Here is a 19461-nt window from a genome sequence, read left to right as displayed (position 1 = left end):
TGTAAACGCTTATGTTTTTCAAACTGAAAAATGCCGGAGGGCAAAGCTGCGCCTCCGGAATCCTAAAGTAATTGCGTGAACCCTCAATCGCGGGCGACGCAAAGAGCGATGCCCATACCGCCACCGATGCACAGGGTTGCCAGGCCTTTGCGCGCATCACGACGACGCATTTCGAACAGCAGCGTATTGAGAATGCGGCAGCCCGAAGCTCCGATGGGATGGCCGATAGCAATAGCGCCGCCGTTGACGTTGACCTTGGAAAGGTCCCAGCCGAGTCCCTTGTTGACCGCGCAAGCCTGCGCCGCGAAGGCTTCATTGGCCTCAATAAGATCGAGGTCATCCGCTGACCAGCCAGCCTTTTCGAGTGCTTTCTTGGCTGCTGGGATCGGGCCGGTACCCATGACGGACGGATCGACGCCGGCCGTTGCCCATGACACGATGCGCGCCAATGGGGTCAAGCCACGACGCTTGGCTTCAGCCGCCGTCATCAGCAGTGCAACCGCCGCACCGTCGTTGATGCCGGATGCGTTAGCGGCCGTTACGGTGCCTTCCTTAGGATCAAAAGCCGGACGCAGCTTCGCAATCGATTCCGCAGTGACGCCTTCCTTGATGTACTCGTCCTGATCGACGACCACCTCGGCCTTGCGCGTCTTGACCGTCACCGGTGCAATTTCATCCTTGAACTTACCGGCTTTGCGGGCTGCTTCCGCCTTGTTCTGAGACGCAGCTGCGAAGGCGTCTTGCTCTTCGCGAGTAATCTGAAACTGGCGGGCAACGTTTTCAGCGGTCGTTCCCATGTGATAGCCGTTAAAGGCGTCCCACAGGCCATCGCGGATCATGGTGTCGATCATCTTGGCGTCGCCCATCTTCACACCGTCGCGCAGATGCATGCAGTGGGGCGACATGCTCATGTTTTCCTGGCCACCGGCGACAACAATGGAAGCCGACCCAGTCATGATCTGCTGAGCGCCGAGCGCCACGGCGCGCAGACCGGAGCCGCAGACCTGGTTCATACCCCAAGCGGTTGTTTCAATCGGGAGACCCGCCGCGATGGACGCCTGACGGGCTGGATTTTGACCGGCACCGGCCGTCAAAACCTGACCGAGAATAACCTCGGAGACCTCGTTGGGTTGAACGCCAGCCCGCTCCAACGCCGCCGTAATGGCGACTTTTCCGAGTTCGTGGGCTGGAACCGCCGCTAACGAGCCATTGAACGAACCGACGGGCGTGCGTGCCGCGCTAGCAATTACGATCGTCTCATTATCTTGGCTCATGTAGCGTCTCCTTCGCCGGGTCTATGCCGGCCGCTTAATGATAAATTTAATCGGATCGGGGCGTGATGACCAAGCGTCGTAACACGATTGGCTGGAAACCCGTTCTAGCGGTGATAGCAGTTAGTCGATCACGACGGCAATCGGGACTAACGAGGGTCAATTGTCTCAGTATGCCTAATCAATCAGCACAAACGGCTTTCAAGAGCACCGGCTGCTATGTTACTTTCATGCAGCGCACAACAATGCAGGACATCGGGATTTTTCGAATATGCTGAACAAACCTGAAGCGTCCGGCGAGAAGCGTGAAACCGTCGTCATCAAGAAGTACGCCAACCGCCGCCTCTACAATACCGAAACGAGCACCTACGTAACGCTCGACGATCTGGCGGCCATGGTGCGCTCCGATCGCGATTTCGTTGTCTACGACGCTAAAACCGGCGATGAACTAACCCATTCTGTTTTAACGCAAATCATTGTCGACCAGGAAAGCAAGGGACAGACGCTGCTGCCTATTCCGTTCCTCAGGCAGTTGATCCGCTTCTACGATGACAGTATTGCGCGGATGGTGCCCACCTACCTGCAATTTAGTCTTGAGGCACTGGTGAAGGAACAAGAGCGCTTCCGCAGTCAGTTCGCAACGGCCTTCGGCAATCCTTCCGCTGCGTTCGAGGCATACCAAGAGCAAGCTCGGCGCAACATGGCAATTTTTGAGCAGGCCATGTCGATGTGGACGCCTTTTTCACCGAAAGGTGCGGACGCGGCCCAAAGCACCCCACAGCCCGGCTCAGAGACGGAGTCCTCGGAAAGTGGATCCGCGTCAGCAACAAATAGCGCTTCTCTCGACGATATTGCCGAGCTGAAGTCTCAGTTGGCGGCGATGCAGCAGAAAATCGAGAAACTCTCCCGCGACCAGGACTGAGTTCACGCTGAACAGGTGGCGGATATCCCCCACGCTGGCCCCCGTTACTCAGACGGTTCCTACCGTGAGCCGAACGCCTTTGCAGAATTCATAACGCTTCAAGATAAAAAAAGACGCGCCAACGAGATGTTGGCGCGTCGATGTTCGGTTCGCTTAAAGGACGACCGTCGTCACTAGTGGTCTAAGCCACCAAAGCCAATATCCCTGCGCGCCACACGAATTCCTATTGTGTATCCAGCGACCACGTCGATCAGGGTTGCAACCATGATCAGGAAGAACACGCTGGTGAAGGCCGCATCCACGAGCAGAAACTCGATAAGGCACGCGATGAACACCACCATCGATAATCCGTGATCGAGCAACGACGCCGTCGACGTGTATGTCGCCTTCAAGATCTCAGCGAAGAGCATCAGCATGGTGACGAGCAAAATAAGATCGCCCCAGTTGAAGCTCCACACCCGTTCGCCACCGCGGAAGGACGGCAACTGGAAGATTTCTTGACGCAGAACGTCGTCAGGCGCCGCGCTGCCGCCTAGCAACACAACGATATTATAGAAAATAAAGGCGAAAACGATTAGCGGCAGGGACCGGATCGACATCTACTACATCTCCCGTGATAGCCCGAGGCAGGCTGGAATAGCATCAGTACATGACAGCTGAACGTTTCACGTGGCAATCAGGTCCATGCCCCGCAGAACGTCCTGGCCAAGCTCATATCAGCTCGGCCGCGACTCGATAGTGGTCAGACGATCATGGGGAAATTGCGTAGCGTCAATCTATCAGACGTCAGATTGGGGGGCCAAGATCTGACGACCACGGTATTTTCCGCTCTTCAGGTCGATGTGATGCGGACGGCGACGCTCACCCGATTCCTTGTCTTCAACATAGGTCGGGGCGCTGAGCGAATCGTGCGAACGGCGGGTGCCGCGCTTCGTCCGCGATACTTTCTTTGTTGGAACTGCCATTTCTCGACTCCAAAGTGCATATGACCCGCTGGCGTCGGAGGTGTGCCCCAGACCGCTAACAGGCTTGATTGTCTATAACTTTTCACGCGGGCGGCCGCTCAGCATGGCGACTTCCCCCGATCATTTGCCGGGCTATATACGCGTAAAATCGCGGAAACGCCAGTCCCTTCGGGGCCTTTGCCCGACACTACCGAGCTTCGGTGACGCAGGCATCCGCATTGGACATGGTGCGCATACGAGCAATAATCGTGGATGCCATTTTATTCATCAGGCGGCTCGGAGAGCCAGGCTTGCGTCTGATCGGGCTTGGCAACGAGACCGCCAAGAGTGCGGCCTGGCGGGTTGTGAGTTTCTCTGCCGACCTATCGAAATGACGACGCGCTGCTGCTTCGGCACCGAATATACCGGGTCCCCATTCGACAATATTCAGGTAAATCTCGGCAATACGCGCCTTCGACCACAGCGCATCTATCGTCAGCGTCAACGGGACTTCAAGTGCTTTGCGGACATAGCTCTGCTGCGGCCACAGGAACATGTTCTTAGCAAGTTGCATGGTCATTGTGGAGGCGCCACGCGGTGTACCACCGTTCGCACGCCGAATGGCCGCCAGAATCTCTCTCGGGTCGATGCCCCAATGGCGGCAGAAACGCCCGTCCTCCGACACGATCACCGCATGCACGAGTTTGGGGGAAATTTTGTTGAGCGGAACCCAGCGCTGATCGATGTCGACGTCTTGCGCTGCGCGGATCAGCATTAGGGCGGAGGTGGGTGGATTGACGAAGCCAAGCACCGCGACCAGGACCACCATCGCCACATACCATGCAACCAGTGCGAGCATCATATACCGAGCCACACGACCAATTATTCGCGTTATCTTGCGACGTTTCGTCGGTTCGGTGCGTGTCTCTCGTTGCAGTTGAGACGGAACTGGTGCGTCCATCGCGCCAGCGGTCGGACCTGCATAATAGGATCGGCTCATCGGCGCGGCCGAACGTTGGAATGCCTGTGCCTCTAACTGAGCACTTATCTCGGCCGCCGGTTCGGGGCCGGTTTCGACGTTGGCGGCGCTGGCCGGAAGGACAGGTTCGGAGCTTACTGGAGCAGTATCGACTTCGGTAGCCGGCGCCTCCTGGACTTGTCCCTCTCCTGTGTTTTCAACTGGTTCCGCGGGGAGAACCGGCTCGGGCTCCGATACAGCCTCTCCTTCTGACTGGCCTTGCGACAGCGGCTCGCTTCCCACCTCGCACGGTTCTTCGTCTGCTCCCTGTCTACCCAACGGCAGAGGAGCAGCGGGGACTGATGGAAGCAGTTCTCGGGCCGGTTCGGATATCCTCGCTGGGGGAAGGCCCCTGTCCCCGCTTACCGCAGGATCGGACCCATCTGTTTCGGCAACGCGCTCCGGTGATACCTGTGCGACTTCCGTGGCTGCCAGCACCAAACGCGCCAGGATATCGCGGCGCGCGGCCTCATGCGGCATCGGCGGCTGTTCGGAGGTCGACGTTTCCTTTACAGGTTCGTTCGTCATCTCCGGGCCAGCGCGATCAACGCAGACTGTCAGCTTTCGGTCGTGCATACGGCCTTGACACTCGGCTGCTTTGGGTTCCCGTCTGTGTCGGGCGCGGCCGGTGACCTGCCCACCCCTGGGTTATCCCCCGCCCTCGTCGACAGCTCAAGAGTACCTCTTCCATGAATTTTGCAGAGAAGCTTCGCCACAACGGCCAATTGGTCGAGAGTAAACTTGAGGAATTGCTCAACGACGTTAATAGAACTGGCGCACCGGAACGCCTAGTCGCGGCGATGCGCCACGGGATGCTCGGGGGCGGAAAACGGCTGCGCCCCTTCCTTGTCATCGAAAGCGCTGCCCTGTTTGATGTGCCTTCAGAACGCACGCTGGCGTGCGCGGTAGCTGTCGAGCTTGTTCATGGCTACAGCCTGATACACGACGATCTTCCAGCCATGGACGATGATCAGCTCCGGCGAGGCAAACCCACTGTGTGGGCGGCTTTTGACGAATGGACGGCCATTTTAGCGGGGGACGCTCTGCAGGCCCTTGCGTTCCAGGTTCTGGCAGATACCGCTATATCCGGCAATTGCGACGGGCTCAGCGCGATAACGTTGACGCGCGAACTCGCCGCTGCGTCGGGCGCGGCTGGAATGGTCGGCGGCCAAGCGATTGACCTTGAATCTGAAAAGCTCTCTATCCCGGCGACACCCAACGTCGATCACGTCACGAACCTGCAGGCAATGAAGACCGGACGACTCATTCGGTTTTCATGCGAGGCAGGCGCAGTTCTGGCTGGCCATACGGGCCCTGAACGTGCGGCCCTGCGCCAGTTCGGGGAGCATCTGGGCGTCGCGTTCCAGATCGCAGACGACCTTCTGGATGCGGAAGGAGACGCTGAGCGCGTCGGCAAGGCTGTTGCCAAAGACACAGAGGCCGGCAAGGCGACGCTCGTCTCCCTTATGGGTATCGACGCAGCGCGGGAGGCTCTCACCAGGGCTCTTAACCAGGCCAAAGCGGAGCTTAAAATGTTTGGTAAGCGGGCAGAAACCCTCATTGCAGCCGCGGAATTCGTTGCCAGCCGCGACCATTGACATGCATACGCACCAAAGCCTGTTTTCGGGCTCGCTCGCTTGTTGTACCTCCCCGTCGATACAGCTATTTCACGGGCGTTAACCTTTCGACCTAACCAATCTCAAAGGCGACCCATGCCGCCAGGCTTGAAAACGGTTAAATGGTGGCAGCGGCGTGTGCTGAGAACCGGTCCGCGCCAGAGACTGGAAAGAGGAAACTATAGATGCTGAAGACCTTCGTTCGTGCGGCCGTCGTGACCGCCGCACTTGTGGCTATTCCCGCTGCTTCGCAGGCTGGTTCGCGTGGCGACGGTGCGCGCGAATGCCGTATCTGCAAGATGTTCTCTCACTCGCGCGAACGCGTTGCGCACGTCCGCACCGAGCGCGCAGCTCGTCCGCTGTTTACGCGTGACATGTTCAAGCTTCCGCCGCGCGATCCGCTGTTCAAGCTCGCCCCTCGCGCTGAGCGTGTTTCGCACGTTCGCACTGAGCGCGTCCGCCGCCCGCTGTTCACGCGTGACATGTTCAAGCTTCCGCCGCGCGATCCGCTGTTCAAGCTTGCTCCTCGCGAAGAGCGTGTTTCGCATGTTCGCGCTGAGCGTCCCGCACGTCCGCTGTTCACGCGCACGGAACGTGCTCCGCGTGCAAGCCTTTTCAATCGTGCACCCCGCGCGGCGCACGTTCGCGGCGACCGTCGCTAAGAGTTACTACTGCCACCTTGAAAGCCCCGGCTCGAGCCGGGGCTTTTTTTTGTCGCCGCGACGGCATGACCAAAAAAATAAGGCCAGCGCATTTGCTGGCCTCATTGCATTCTCTATCAGGCTGAAAGCAGTTCTATTCGCTTGAGCGAGAGGATCAGGCGACGGCAGCGCTCTTGTCTGTGTCGCTCTTGCTCGCAGCTGCAGGCTTGGAGCCCGACTTCTTCATTTTCTCAGCGACTTCCTGCAAAGCAGCGGATTGGCTTTCGGTGGACGCCAGTTCGTTAACGGGGTCGTCAGAACGTCGCGACATACCAACGAACTCCGCTCCTTCTTCCACGCACAGGGCGCGATGGAATACTTCGCTATCGACACGCGCGGATTTCTCGATGCGCACGCGATTAGCGCGAATAACCCCGCGTGCAGCGCCACGGACGACAACTTCATCCGCAACGACGAGACCTTCAACCTCGGCCTGTTGACCGACGATCAAAAGTTTGCAGCGCACATCGCCATGAATCTTGCCGTTGACGAGTACGTCACCGTCGGTCTGCAGATTGCCCGTGATCGAAAGCCATTCGTCGATCACCGAACTGGTGGACTTTCCCTTGTCGATTCTGTTCAACGTCTGCTCCTTACCAGCCGATTGAGATTCTGGTGCAGAGGCCCCCGTGTGCCCCTCCGTCACATCAGCGTGAAATTGGTTTGCTTCTTCGCCTGAGCTTCTTGAGAACAACATGCTGTTTCATCCCTTATTCGAGGTTTGGGCAGATGCGCATCATCGGGATGCGGTTCGCATGGCTCGCCCTGCTTAAACGTCCAGGATCGCTAAAGCTCCGTTGCGCCGCTTACAGCGTCGCTCAAGCAGCATGTGTATGAATTGTTGATTCGCCTCTGAATGGCGACTTCAATTTATTGGATTTCAACGGGAGTGTGCCCACAGGGACGCAATTTTAGATGGCAAAACAGTGGGCTCCGCACGCGGAAGATCACGAGGGATCGTTGCGCTCCATAGCGCTTCGAATTAGCCACCAAGAGTACAAGGTATGCTCGTCGGGCCGGCGTTAGCCCGCTTTACGGTTCGCAGCGCCGAAGCGGCGTTCGATATAGTCTTCAAGGATATTTTTGAACTCTTCCGCGATGTTGGGACCGCGCAACACCAGGGCCTTTTTGCCATCGATGAAGACGGGTGCGGAGGGCTGCTCGCCGGTGCCGGGCAATGAAATGCCGATATCAGCGTGTTTGGATTCACCAGGGCCATTCACGATGCAGCCCATGACGGCGAGGTTCAACGTCTCGACACCGGGATAGCGGGTCTTCCACTCTGGCATGCGGTCCCGGATCATATCCTGGACATCGCGCGCCAACTCCTGGAACACCGTCGACGTCGTACGACCACAGCCGGGGCAGGCCGCAACGATCGGCACGAACGATCGCAAACCCATCGTCTGCAATAACTCTTGTGCGGCGCGCACCTCCAACGTGCGGTCACCGCCCGGTTCCGGTGTCAATGAGAAGCGGATCGTATCGCCGATTCCACTTTGAAGCAGCACACCCATCGCGGCCGACGAAGCGACTATGCCTTTGGAACCCATCCCGGCTTCCGTGAGGCCAACGTGCAGAGCGTATTGGCACCTTTCAGCCAACATCGTGTAGACGCTGATGAGATCCTGTACAGCAGACACCTTCGCGGAGATCACGATGTGTTCGGGCTTCATGCCGAGTTCCTCGGCGCGGGCTGCTGAAAGCAGCGCAGACTGCACGATGGCCTCGTGCATCACCGCGCGCGCATCTTTCGGCGTGGGACTGTTGGCGTTCTCATCCATCAAACGCGTGAGAAGCTGCTGATCGAGAGAACCCCAATTGACGCCGATGCGGACCGGTTTGGCGTAGCGCAGCGCCAACTCGATGATGGCCGAGAACTGACGGTCCTTCTTGTCCTTAAAGCCAACATTGCCGGGATTTATGCGGTATTTTGCCAACGCCTCGGCACACGCCGGATTTTCAGAAAGCAGCGTATGACCGTTGTAATGAAAGTCACCAACCAGCGGGACTTGGCAGCCCTGTGCGCGCAGCTGGTCGCGGATATGCGGTAAAGCCTTGGCGGCTTCGTCCCGGTCGACCGTAACCCGGACGAGCTCAGAACCGGCGCGTGCTAACGCAGCGACCTGCGCGACCGTGGCAGCGATATCGGCCGTATCCGTATTCGTCATCGATTGCACGACGACGGGGGCGTTGCCTCCGACGATGACACCATCGATGTTTACAGCTGCACTTAGGCGGCGTGATGCCGTCATGTTAAATCCTTCGCGCCCAAACTTCGCTTCGCGCAAAGCCTTCTTCAGCTTCGGCGCAGTACTCAAATCGGCAATCCCGGCCAATTGTCAACGTTAGCAGTCAAAGCGGTGCTTCAACCGTTGTCGCGTGCGCCGACCCAGAACAAGGAAGTCGCAGCAGCCAGAGCCATCGCCAGCACAATGGACGGACCTCCGGGAAGGTCCCAAGTCCACGATCCGTATAGCCCCGCGACAACGGCCGCAACCGCGATCGCTAAAGCAATGACCACCATTCGTTCAGGAGTTGTCGCGAATGGTCGGGCGGCGACCGCTGGAACGATTAGAAAAGCGACCGCCAGCAGAATGCCGACGAACTTAATCGCCATCGCGACGGCAAGCGCCATCAAGATTATGAAGGCCGCACGTATTCGTTGACGCGGAACGCCCTCGGCAGCGGCGAGCTCGGCGTGAACCGCGATACGCAACAAGGGCTGCCATAACCAGACCAATGCGCCAAGCACCAAGACGGCTGTTCCAGCCAGCCAGTACAGATCGCTCGGCACCACCGCATAAATGTCTCCAAAGAGATAGCTGCGCAAATCGACCGAAGGTCCCGAGAGTGCGCCTGTCGCGATGATACCGAGAGACAACGCGCCGTGGTGCAGAAGTCCGAGAACGGAATCGATCGGGACAACGCGCTGACGACTTAATGCCAGAACGAAAACTGCCGCAGCAAGCGCAACCAGCAACACGCTGAGCGTCAAATCAACTTGAAATGCGAGGGAGAGTGCGACCCCCATGAGACCGGCATGTGCGATCGCCTCACCGAAATAGGCCATGCGATTCCACACAACCAAGCACCCTAGAGGGGCGGCTAAAACGGCAAGGCCGACTGAGGCAAGAAACGCGTTTAGTAGAAACGGCTCAATCACTTTGCGACGTCCTCATCGCGAGGGTGCGCCTTGTGTGGCGTGTCAGCTGCGCCACCTGATGAATCCGAAGCAGGTTCTATGGAGCGTCCGGACAAGTCGTGGGCGTGATCGTGGTGATGTTCGTAAACAGCAAACGCCGGAGCAAGGCGTCGCCCGAACAATCGCTCGTACTCAGGATGCCGGGCAACGGTCGTGGGCACACCTGAGCAGCAGATATGACGATTAAGGCAGAGCACTCGATCACTGGAGCCCATCACGACGTGCAAATCATGGCTGACCATCAAGACAGCGAACCCACGTTCATCGCGCAGCTTGCCGATCAGCGCATAAAGTTCCGCCTCACCCAGGTAGTCGACGCCACGAACGGGCTCATCGAGCACCAGAAGCTGCGGGTTTCTTAACAGGCCGCGAGCGAGCAATACGCGTTGCAGCTCACCGCCGGACAATAACGATAGCTGCCGCTGAGCCAGACCGTCTGCCCCTACCTCGGACAAAGCCTCCGTGATGACGGAAGAGTGCACGCGCGGAGCAAGCCCCAATTCCAAAAAGCGGCCAACCGTTATGGGGAGCGCCCTATCGATATCAAAACGTTGCGGCACGTACCCGACCGAAAGGCCGGGGCGGCGGTTCACGCTGCCGCGATCGGGCTTATCCAGACCCAACAGGAGACGCACGAGCGTTGTCTTGCCAGCGCCATTGGGACCGATCAGCGTGATAGCTTCGCCAGCAACGATATCCAGCGTGACGTCGGAAAGGATCGTCCGGCTACCGCGAGAATAGAATAAACCTTCCGCGCTCAGCAGAGCGTCGGGGCGAAGAACGATCGGCGGATGATCGTGATGCGCATCGCAAGACGACGATGGCTGATGCATGAGCTAGCTCGACGGACTGAGGGCGCGATGTTTGAACGAACGGCATCGGGGCGCGCCCTGCCCAGCATCACCCTTTGTTGGACTTACACTCGCTGCAAAGACCCGAAACTTCGACAAACTTTACTTTCGGTTCAAAGCCAGCAGTTTCAGCCAATTCCTTTATCGCATCAAAAATTGGCTGGGCGGAAACCTCGGTAACTGTGCCGCAGTTCTCGCAGGCTAAAAAGATCGGACGACCTTTACCGCCATGCTCATGGCGACGGCAAGCGAAGTAAGCATTTTTGCTTTCAAGGCGGTGGATCACGCCCGCATCCATCAAGGCATCGATGGACCGGTAAACGGAAATCGGTGCGAGCCGGGTCCCCTTCTGGGCCAGTCGCTCGAGAATGTCGTAAGCGCCAATGGACCCGCGTGTTGAGGCGATCTCCGTAAACACCTGTTCGCGGAGGTCTGTGAAACGTAGATTTTTTGAGTCGAACGCCTCGCGGGCATGCTCAAGCGTCTTGTTCAGTCTAGCGAGTTCGTTCGGCTCTAAAGTCAACTCCACTGAATTTTCAGTCGATTTTGTCATGTGGTTCATTGCCTGTTTCCTGCCCCAAACCGCACAATACAATAAACTTAGTTCAAATCTATTACCTGATGCAGGCCGCGCCTACTATGCACAGTCCGTAATCCCTCCGCATCGCCTTACTTTGGTAAACTTTCCTCTATTTTCATGAGCGCACTTCGGCGGCCTCCCGCATTTTACAGCAGAGGCAAGTCGCTCTTTCTCAATTCACATAGCGATGGTCGGGTCATTAGCCAATATGCCCAGCTCGGGACATTCTTATATCATTTCAGCGAAACGTACGGCGTTGGGGCGTGTCGGCGGGTTGCATCGCTCCCGTCGTATTGAGGCCCTCGTGGCTCCGGTCGTTGCTGCGGTGCTCGAAGATAGCGGACTTGAGGCCGCGGCGGTTGACGAAGTCATCCTCGGCAACACGATGCAGGGCGGAAATCCGGCAAGGCTCATTGGCCTAGCTGCCGGACTACCAGAGACAGCTTCCGCCATTACCGTTGACCGGCAGTGCGCCTCCGGCCTCGATGCCATCGTTGCAGGCTGCCGTGCTATCGAAACCGGTGAAGCCGAGGTCGTGATCGCGGGAGGGGCCGAATCCATCTCCACGGCTCCATGGCGCATCGCTAAGCCGAAGAGCCTTTATCAAACGCCACATTTTATTGGCTTGGAGGCCGCGAGCGAAGAAACAGGGGAGGACGCCCAGCTTTTTGAAGCGTCCGAGGTTTTGTCCCAGCGCCTGAACATCAGCCGCGATCAGCAGGACCAATGGGCGCTGCGGTCCCACCTGAAGGCAAACGCGGCACAGGACAAGCGGACGTTTGTCGGAGAGATCGTGCCGTTGCGTGGCAATGCTGAGGAGGCCCGTGACCAGAGCGCCGGCGTTGATCCGTCTCTGGACGAACTTACTGCACTTCCTCCGTTTCTTCCGCCCACAGGTACCCTTACACCGGGCAACACCAGCGCCATGCATGACGGCGCCGCCATCGTCGCAATCGTATCCGAGGCGGTCTGGCAGAAGCTCGGCAAGCCCCCGGCCTTACGATTTGTGGCGAGCGTCTCGCAGGGGGTCGTCCACGGGAATGAGGCCGGAGCGCCAATGGAGGCGATGAAGAAGCTCTATGGCCGCCTCGAAGGTTTCAATTCGAAAGACATCGGCCTTGTTGAGCTGAACGAAAACTCTGCTGCGCAGGCGATCGCTTTTTCATCTTCACTCGGCCTCGAAGATGATCTCGTCAATCCGGACGGTGGAGCGATCGTGCGGGGAAATCCCTTGGCGGCAGCTGGTGCTGTTCTCGTCGTACGGTTGTTCACCCGCATGGTGCGTCAACGCGACGATAAAAAACCAAATTTGGGAATTGCGGCGCTAGGTGCGATCGGCGGGATCGGCGTGGCCGCTTTGTTCGAAGCAATTTGAGCGACAGGCTCTCGGCATAAAGTCGGGGCACATGTGGATGGGTCCGCGAACAATTATTCAAAATTAGGCCCCGGCGCCGGTCCATTGCCGCCGCATTCGTCGCTTTATCGCCAGGATCGGCAGCAAATATCCCCAAATTGATTTGTTTGTGTACGCGGCTCTCAGCGGATCGGAGCGCAGCATCCCTATCGCCCGACACTGCTTCCGGATAAAGCCGTGTCAGCAAGCGGGGACGAGCTGAAACGGATTTGGTGATGGAAAATCTGAGCCCAGACGCAATCACCGGGTGGTTGCAGCCGCTGAAAGATGCGATCGGCCCGGCTTGGCCGACGCTGCTCGCTCTGATGAGCGCCTTTCTGCTTTTTTGGCTTACGCAGGGTTTCTGGAAGCGCATGTGGGCCGCGCTCGAAGCCAACATCCTTTCCAATTGGCGGCTGGCGCTGCTTGGTTTAGCCGCGTTCGCTTTGTCTATGGCCTCTGGCTGGACAACGTGGGACGGCATGCGCAATTTCACGCGCGAACCGCTTCTGTCCGGCTTGATCACCTTCGGCATACAGGGCGTTATGCTGATCGCCGCCTGGCTGATCGGTGAATCGTTTGCAACAGGTATGCATAGCCGCTCGCGGAACCGGGTCTACGGTCTCACTGGCGTCATCGTGGGTATGCTTGCTGGCTTCGGCATTGTCGGCGGTGTCATCGCGCTGGCGTCAACCGGCGGCCTCCCCCTCACCACCAACCATATCTTGTTCGCGGGCGTCGGGTTGGCGCTCATCCTGCTTCTTGCGATCCTGCAGGGCGATCTCGTTCGACCCTACTTCCAGGGCGCGAAGGTGATCGTCCGAAACGCCGTTCTTTGGGTCATGTTTCTGGCCTGCATGGGGACCTCTGTCTTCTTCGCCTTCGACTCGCGGTTCACCGCGATCTTTCCGCAAGAGGAACGGACGCGCGCATCCGTGCTGCGGGCGCAGAATCAGGTTGCCGGAATTGTCGCCGATATCGGACGTACGCTTTCTGCGCGGCAGCAAACCGAAACTGAAACGCTCTTTCGATCCGAGGGCTGGGGCGCTTATGAGAACCAGCTCGACGAGCTCGCCGGAAAAGCCCAGGGCTCGCAATCTGCCATCGAAGCTTACTTCGTCGAACAAATGGAAGCGCGCCGCCGCACCATAGCCGAACAGCAGGAGCGTCGCGCCTCGGCGGAAAGCCAACAAGCCGGACTGCAAGGCAAGAACGTTCAGCTGAATGAGGAGCTCTCACAGCTGCAAGCGGAACGTCCCGGCGCCATGACGGCTGTGATTGAACAGCAGCAAGTCGTCTCGGAAATCGAGCGGCGTATGGATGAGCAGCGGGCCAAGGTCCTCGCTGAAGAGAAGGGCGTAGAAGGCTCTGGCAAAGCCGGTCGCGGTCAGATGTGGCGTGCCGAGAAAGCCGCGCTTGACCGCGTCGCTGCCGAGCTGCAGGTGGCCAACGAACGCCTGCGCGGCCCCCAAAAGCGCGTCAGCGAGATCGATAAACGCATCGCTTCTATCAAGTCGGAGCTGTCGCAAATCGAAGGCACCCTTGCACAACTCAAGGGGGAAGCAGCCACCGCGGAACGACGCATCTCCGCGGCCGAACGCACAACCGGCGTGGAAGAGTCCGCGCTGAATGTCGATCCAGCGCACGTACTTCCTGCATTTGAGCGCGCCAAGGCTGCCTTCCGCCGCCAGCCGACTTTGGAACGTCTCACTGATCTTCAGCAGCAATGTGCGCAGTTGCTCGGTGCCATGGCGGCCACGCCAGCCACACGCGAAAGCATTCGAACGGTCGACTGCGATCCCAAACGGGCAACGGATGCCGCTTCCGCACTGTTTACCCTCAACGCTGGCGCCAAGGTCTTCGCGCAGAACTGCGTTGGCGGCGAAAAGCTCGAACGGCATTCGACAACGGATCAGTTGTTCGACTTCGCGCGCGGCTGTCTCGCGGATTCCGGGCTGCCCAGCGAAACCACCGATCAATTGCGCAAGCGGATCAATTTCGCCGAACTCAACCGGGACGACAAAGCGCACAACTTCGTCGTGAGCTGGAATGCGTTCCAGGACGGCAACCGGCTCGCCTATCTGGCGCTTGCCAATGCGATCGCGATCGATCTCCTGGTTCTGATGACCGGGTTGTTTGGTGCCAATGCGCTGCGCTCACCTTTGCAGGATGTGCCGAGCTACAAGCCACGTTCGGCCAAGCAGCTTGAGGCGATCATTGAAAATGCACTCGCACCCGATGCCTATGAGACGGCGCATGCGGTGATTGAGGCCATGCAGCCAATCACGCCCGTCGATGGGTTTACGCAAGAAGTCATACTCTCGGACAATGAGACAGGTGACAGGGCCAGCGTTCGCAAAGTTCTGAACGCCGGGGCGACAATCGGGGCGGTGGCACAAGATCCGATGGAACCGCGCCGTTATCTGGTGCGTCCGGAACTCTTCGAGTTCCTGTCGATCGTGGCACGCAAGCAGTATGAAAGTAGCGAAGAGCATCGGCGTCTGGCAGAGCTTAAGCAGCTGGTCACGGTTGCGTTGCAGCCTCATGTTGGTGATCACGCGGCAATCGTGTTGCACAACCTTCAACCGATCAATGAACGCGACGGATTTTCCTCCGAGGTTCTCTTTAAAGAAATTAGCCCCTCGCATCACCCCATCGTGCGGCGGGCGCTCAACGCTGCAGCGACCTTGCGCTACGTGATGCAAGATGTCCGTTCGGGCGAACGCGACCGCTATTACGTTCACAAGGACCTCTACAAGACGATCGCCAAAATCTCATCTGCGAACCCCATTACGGCAACTTGGCAAAGTGGTCATCCGCTGCTGATAGGAGGCAAGGATGAAGTGCGGGAAGGCGGCGTGCTGAACGCCGCCCCGGCAAGTGTGCCGCAGGATCTCCCGACATATCTGACGTATGCCGATAATGCGCGCGACAAGAAATCCGCAGAGAGTGATGATCTATCGCCTGAACAAGCCGAGAAATTGCGCTCGTACTATGAGAGCCGGCTGCTAAAGGCGCTCGGCCTGACGGATGTCGTCATCAAAGAACGTCTGGGAACAGAAGGCGTGCGCGAGGCGGCGATCGACGCTTGGAAAGCGCTCAAGCGTAATGCCGATCGTAACCAGCGGCTGCACGAGTTGATGGGTGAATACCAGAACCAGCATAATTTGGCGCTGAGTGAAGAATATTCCCGTCTCCGCAGCGAGATCGACGGAAACGGCCAACGCGCTGATATTCTCGATCGTGCTGACCGGGACGTGAACGAACTTTTCCCGATCCTCATGCTGTTCCCAGAAACCGGCCTCATCTCCTACATCATCGCCGAATTGGAAACCGCTTATGCCAATGGCTTGACCGTCGACGAGCAAGAGCTTCTCGATCGCTTGCGCGACGTTCAGCAGGTCATGGCGGATCTCGATCTCAGCGAAGTCGAGGCGTGGCAAATGGTCGAGGAAGCTCTGATCAGCGTGGACGAGCGCTAGGAGGTTTTTATTGCTACGGCTTGAGGATTAGGTAGACGCCGGCGGCGATCATGATACCGGCTGCGGCCTTGTTCAGGAGCCCGCTTGCCCCAGCTCCCAAAAGCAATCCGGCACGGTCCGCCAAATATGCGTAGCCGAGCTTCACTCCTCCCACAGAAACGACTGTGATGGCGATAATGATCGCCAGATCGACACCCGTGATTTTCGAGAGATTCAGAAAAGCCGGAAGAAAGCCTAGGTAGAAGAGCACGACCTTTTGGTCGGCCAACGTGAGAAGCAGGCCACTCATAAAGCTCGACAGAAGCGAGGATCCGTCCTCGTGCCTTTCGCCCGTGACGCGTCCCGTCGAACGCCATAGGCTGATACCCAACCAGAGCACATATGCGCCGCCGACATATTTGATCAGATAGGCAGCGCTTCCCAGCGTTTCGGTGAGAAGCGCAAGGCCGAAGATCGCCAACATGATATAGATCACGTCACCCGCAACGATGCCGAGCGTGACGAAGACGCCGTGAAGAAAACCGGCCGACGCCGCCCGCGCGGTTACCGTCATGACGCTCACGCTCGGAACAACCGCAAGAACAACCATGGACCCGAGCAAAGCGATAGCGCTGCCAAGCGTCATACTGATCTGCACCGGGCAAATTTCCTCGTGACTTTTCTTTTCTGAGTTCGCGGGACTCTGAATGGACTCCACGTTTTGTGAGCGGCGTCACTATGATCGCCGAGAGACTTTCACACAAGACGGTGCGACGGCCTCCTGGTTCTCAGACCCATCTTCGTTCTCGTGTGTGCCGACAATTCGTGTGCCTCCAAGGTCACAGATGCACGCGAACTTTTTCCTGCCGCCATTGATCCAGGTTTTGCCCAATGCCTTGCCCGTTTCCGCCGAAACGATGCGGCATCTTGTCGTGATTGTTTTAATTATCAGCGAGGAGACGTCCGACATGTCCGTACTGGACACTTTTCAGGCGGCTGCGAAAGCAGCGGCCCTGGTCCTGGGGCTTAGCCTTTTCGCCCTTTTCATTGGATTGTTTTTGGCGATCCGGACGCCTGCTTTCGCCGCAGAAGTCAACGTTACGGCGGATCTCGGTCAATCGGTGCTGCCCACCCAGGGCGGCAAAGTTTATTTGCGGCTCAGCTTAAAGCCCGTCGAAACGGAGGTCCGAGAGTCACGCCCCCCGGTCAACGTCGCGCTTGTGCTCGATCGGTCGGGATCAATGCGTGGTAAGCGCCTCGAGGCTGCCAAAGAGGCGACGGAAATGGCGCTGAGCCGTTTGGGCAGGGACGATATTGTGGCCCTCATCGCCTACAATCATAACGTCGATATTTTGCAAGCTGCCGAACGGCTGACCTCACATCAAGACTTGCAGCAGGCTGTAAACCGATTGCGTGCAGACGGGACGACAGCGCTTTTTGCCGGTGTCGTCGAAGGCGGCCGCCAAGTTGAAAAAGAGCTTTCCGAGCGACGTATCAATCGCGTGATCCTGATGTCCGACGGGCAGGCCAACGTCGGTCCGTCGAGCCCAGGCGAACTTGCAAAGCTTGGCCAGAAGCTCGGCGGCAAAGGGATTTCCGTAACGACGATCGGATTGGGCCTCGGCTACAATGAGGACCTGATGCAAAGGCTCGCGCTGGCGAGCGACGGCAACCACGCATTTGCTGAAACGCCGAGCGACCTCGTGAAGATCTTCAACTCCGAATTTGGCGATGCGCTGTCCATTGCCGCACAGGATATCGAAATCATTATCGAATGCCGTAAGGGCTTCCGTCCCAGACGTATTCTCGGCAGAACCGCCGATATCGAAGGCAATCGTATCAAGCTCAAACTCAATCAACTGACAGGCGGTCACGAACGCTATCTCGTGGTTGAACTGGAGGCCGACGCCAATACGCGTGCAGAACCGGACGATGTTGCGCAGGTCTCGGTGAATTATATCGATCTCGATGCCGGTTCGCGACGCGATGCGAAGGCCGATGTCAGCGTCAGCTTTTCGACCGATCAAAAAGCGCAGGAAGACAGCATCGATAAAGCTGTCATGAGTCAGGTCGCGGCTCAGATCGCAACGGAGACCTCCGAACGAGCGGTGGAATTACGCGACAAAGGTGACGTGAAGGCCGCTCGCAAGTTGCTACAGGACAACGCGGCTTACCTCGCAAAGTCGCGCGCGCAATACGGTAGCGGCCCAGGGGCAGCTTCCGCTTCGATCGTCGGTACGCTCAACCAACTCGAAGCGCAAAATTCGGAGGCGGCCAGCAATCTTGATGGCGATGAATGGAGCAAAACGCGAAAGACAATGCGTTACGAGCAGCATAAGGCCAAACGGCAGCAGTCCTACTAGGGGCTCTGTTGACCGTGCTTCCTATCGGAAGACCGGTGCCCACTTTTCCGGAAGCACTCAAACGCGCCGGCAGTGCCGACAATGGTCGTGCGCAGGTGCCCAGCCCTCTGACCCCAAGGGCCCGAGACCGGCGCGTTTATCGGCCCGCCCCCGTTGCATCTCCGGGGCGGGCCGTCTGCTGTCTCGACATCACAGCTTGAAGGGCACGACTCTCTGGCATTGTTCTCCGAGGCCATCGATCCCGAGGCGAATAACGTCACCGGCTTGTAGCCACTTCGGCTCTTTCATGCCCAGCGCAACGCCTGGCGGCGTTCCGGTCGTGACGACGTCCCCCGCCTCCAGCACCATGAATTGTGTGACGTACGAGAGCATGTAGGGCACGTCGAAGATCATCGTTGCGGTTGAGCCGGTCTGACGGCGCTCGCCGTTGACATCGAGCCAAAGGCCGAGATTCGCCACGTCGACTTCGTCCGGGGTTACCAACCACGGCCCGAGGGGGCCAAATGTCTCGCAGCACTTGCCTTTCGCCCATTGACCGGAGCGCTCGAGCTGAAAGTGGCGCTCGGAGACGTCATTGCAGATGCAGAAACCGGCGATATACCGCATCGCATCCGCCTTCTCGACGTAACGGGCACGCTGTCCAATGACAAAGGCGAGTTCGACCTCCCAATCCATCTTCTGCACATTGCGAGGCTGCATAACGTCGTCGTTGGGACCGATAATGCAGTTGGCCAACTTGTTGAAGACCACGGGCTCGCTAGGAATGTGCAAGCCTGCTTCGGCCGCATGGTCGGCGTAGTTCAGACCAATACCGATGAAATTGCGGACATCGCCGACCGGCGGACCAATCCGCGCGTCATCAGGAGCCATCGGCAGGCTCTGGCGGTCCAGTCCAGCAATATGCGCCAAACGTTCGGGGGATAACCCGTCCCTGGCGAAATCCGCGGTGTGGCCGCTCAGATCGCGGATACGTCCCTCATCGTCAAGAATACCAGGCTTTTCGGCGCCCGGTGCGCCAAAGCGAACCAACCGCATGTGCGTTTCTGTCTCCCTTTGCGTGGGGCCGGCGACCACCGGCTAGATTACGCCGCGTCGGACAATGCCGCGTTTGCGGACAAAGGGCAAAGACAAGCGTA

The 19461-nt window shown here is 58.3% G+C and carries 17 protein-coding genes; 6 read left to right on the top strand and 11 right to left on the bottom strand.

From position 1 onward, the window contains the following. Positions 1-83 precede the first annotated feature (83 nt). Positions 84-1274, bottom strand: a complete 1191-nt coding sequence (locus tag YBN1229_RS07025; RefSeq protein ID WP_046477628.1) for an acetyl-CoA C-acetyltransferase — start codon at positions 1272-1274, stop codon at positions 84-86. Between the two features lie 268 nt (positions 1275-1542). Here YBN1229_RS07025 and phaR point away from each other — a divergent pair, with 268 nt between their 5' ends. After that, entirely contained in the window at positions 1543-2193 is a 651-nt protein-coding gene (phaR, locus tag YBN1229_RS07020) for a polyhydroxyalkanoate synthesis repressor PhaR (RefSeq protein ID WP_046477627.1), read from the top strand. Between the two features lie 173 nt (positions 2194-2366). On the opposite strand, the gene YBN1229_RS07015 is transcribed toward phaR, so the two are convergent. From YBN1229_RS07015 to mtgA, 3 genes are all read right to left on the bottom strand, one after another. Further along, a complete protein-coding gene (locus YBN1229_RS07015) occupies positions 2367-2792 on the bottom strand; it encodes a hypothetical protein (RefSeq protein WP_046477626.1) in 426 nt (141 codons plus the stop codon). A gap of 180 nt (positions 2793-2972) precedes the next feature. Then, entirely contained in the window at positions 2973-3158 is a 186-nt protein-coding gene (gene rpmF / locus YBN1229_RS07010; protein WP_046477624.1) for a 50S ribosomal protein L32, read from the bottom strand. Positions 3159-3345: 187 nt separating this feature from the next. Further along, a complete protein-coding gene (mtgA, locus tag YBN1229_RS18645; RefSeq protein WP_152024961.1) occupies positions 3346-4731 on the bottom strand; it encodes a monofunctional biosynthetic peptidoglycan transglycosylase in 1386 nt (461 codons plus the stop codon). 113 nt (positions 4732-4844) lie between these two features. On the opposite strand from mtgA, the gene YBN1229_RS07000 reads away from it, so the two are divergent. Beyond that, positions 4845-5753, top strand: coding sequence for a polyprenyl synthetase family protein (locus tag YBN1229_RS07000; protein ID WP_046477622.1), 909 nt, complete (start codon positions 4845-4847; stop codon positions 5751-5753). 203 nt (positions 5754-5956) lie between these two features. Beyond that, positions 5957-6433, top strand: a complete 477-nt coding sequence (locus YBN1229_RS06995; protein ID WP_046477616.1) for a hypothetical protein — start codon at positions 5957-5959, stop codon at positions 6431-6433. A gap of 154 nt (positions 6434-6587) precedes the next feature. Here YBN1229_RS06995 and YBN1229_RS06990 read toward each other — a convergent pair whose 3' ends face one another. The 5 genes from YBN1229_RS06990 to YBN1229_RS06970 form a co-directional block, all read right to left on the bottom strand. Further along, positions 6588-7169 (bottom strand): bactofilin family protein, encoded by a 582-nt coding sequence (locus YBN1229_RS06990; protein ID WP_046477613.1) that lies wholly within the window; start codon positions 7167-7169, stop codon positions 6588-6590. Between the two features lie 325 nt (positions 7170-7494). Next, a complete protein-coding gene (gene ispG / locus YBN1229_RS06985; protein WP_046480095.1) occupies positions 7495-8727 on the bottom strand; it encodes a flavodoxin-dependent (E)-4-hydroxy-3-methylbut-2-enyl-diphosphate synthase in 1233 nt (410 codons plus the stop codon). Between the two features lie 113 nt (positions 8728-8840). Further along, positions 8841-9638, bottom strand: coding sequence for a metal ABC transporter permease (locus YBN1229_RS06980; protein ID WP_046477610.1), 798 nt, complete (start codon positions 9636-9638; stop codon positions 8841-8843). After that, on the bottom strand, positions 9635-10510 hold the full coding sequence (locus YBN1229_RS06975) for an ATP-binding cassette domain-containing protein (RefSeq protein ID WP_076605291.1): 876 nt from the start codon (positions 10508-10510) through the stop codon (positions 9635-9637). The genes YBN1229_RS06980 and YBN1229_RS06975 overlap by 4 nt, the downstream gene beginning before the upstream one ends. A 67-nt stretch (positions 10511-10577) precedes the next feature. After that, positions 10578-11090 (bottom strand): Fur family transcriptional regulator, encoded by a 513-nt coding sequence (locus tag YBN1229_RS06970; RefSeq protein WP_244466793.1) that lies wholly within the window; start codon positions 11088-11090, stop codon positions 10578-10580. 226 nt (positions 11091-11316) lie between these two features. On the opposite strand from YBN1229_RS06970, the gene YBN1229_RS06965 reads away from it, so the two are divergent. After that, positions 11317-12483, top strand: a complete 1167-nt coding sequence (locus YBN1229_RS06965) for a thiolase family protein (RefSeq protein WP_160298690.1) — start codon at positions 11317-11319, stop codon at positions 12481-12483. A gap of 254 nt (positions 12484-12737) precedes the next feature. Further along, positions 12738-15983 (top strand): hypothetical protein, encoded by a 3246-nt coding sequence (locus YBN1229_RS06960; RefSeq protein ID WP_052743762.1) that lies wholly within the window; start codon positions 12738-12740, stop codon positions 15981-15983. 13 nt (positions 15984-15996) lie between these two features. On the opposite strand, the gene YBN1229_RS06955 is transcribed toward YBN1229_RS06960, so the two are convergent. Continuing rightward, positions 15997-16620 (bottom strand): LysE family translocator, encoded by a 624-nt coding sequence (locus YBN1229_RS06955; protein ID WP_197540890.1) that lies wholly within the window; start codon positions 16618-16620, stop codon positions 15997-15999. Between the two features lie 310 nt (positions 16621-16930). Here YBN1229_RS06955 and YBN1229_RS06950 point away from each other — a divergent pair, with 310 nt between their 5' ends. Beyond that, the gene (locus YBN1229_RS06950) at positions 16931-18325 is read left to right on the top strand and encodes a vWA domain-containing protein (protein WP_046480091.1); all 1395 of its coding nucleotides are present in this window, start codon (positions 16931-16933) and stop codon (positions 18323-18325) included. Positions 18326-18514: 189 nt separating this feature from the next. Here YBN1229_RS06950 and YBN1229_RS06945 read toward each other — a convergent pair whose 3' ends face one another. Further along, on the bottom strand, positions 18515-19360 hold the full coding sequence (locus YBN1229_RS06945; RefSeq protein ID WP_046477604.1) for a fumarylacetoacetate hydrolase family protein: 846 nt from the start codon (positions 19358-19360) through the stop codon (positions 18515-18517). Positions 19361-19461: the final 101 nt, after the last annotated feature.

The sequence above is a fragment of the Candidatus Filomicrobium marinum genome, from assembly GCF_000981545.1.
In the GTDB taxonomy this organism is placed as follows: domain Bacteria; phylum Pseudomonadota; class Alphaproteobacteria; order Rhizobiales; family Hyphomicrobiaceae; genus Filomicrobium; species Filomicrobium insigne.
This window is presented reverse-complemented; position numbering and strand designations above follow the sequence as displayed.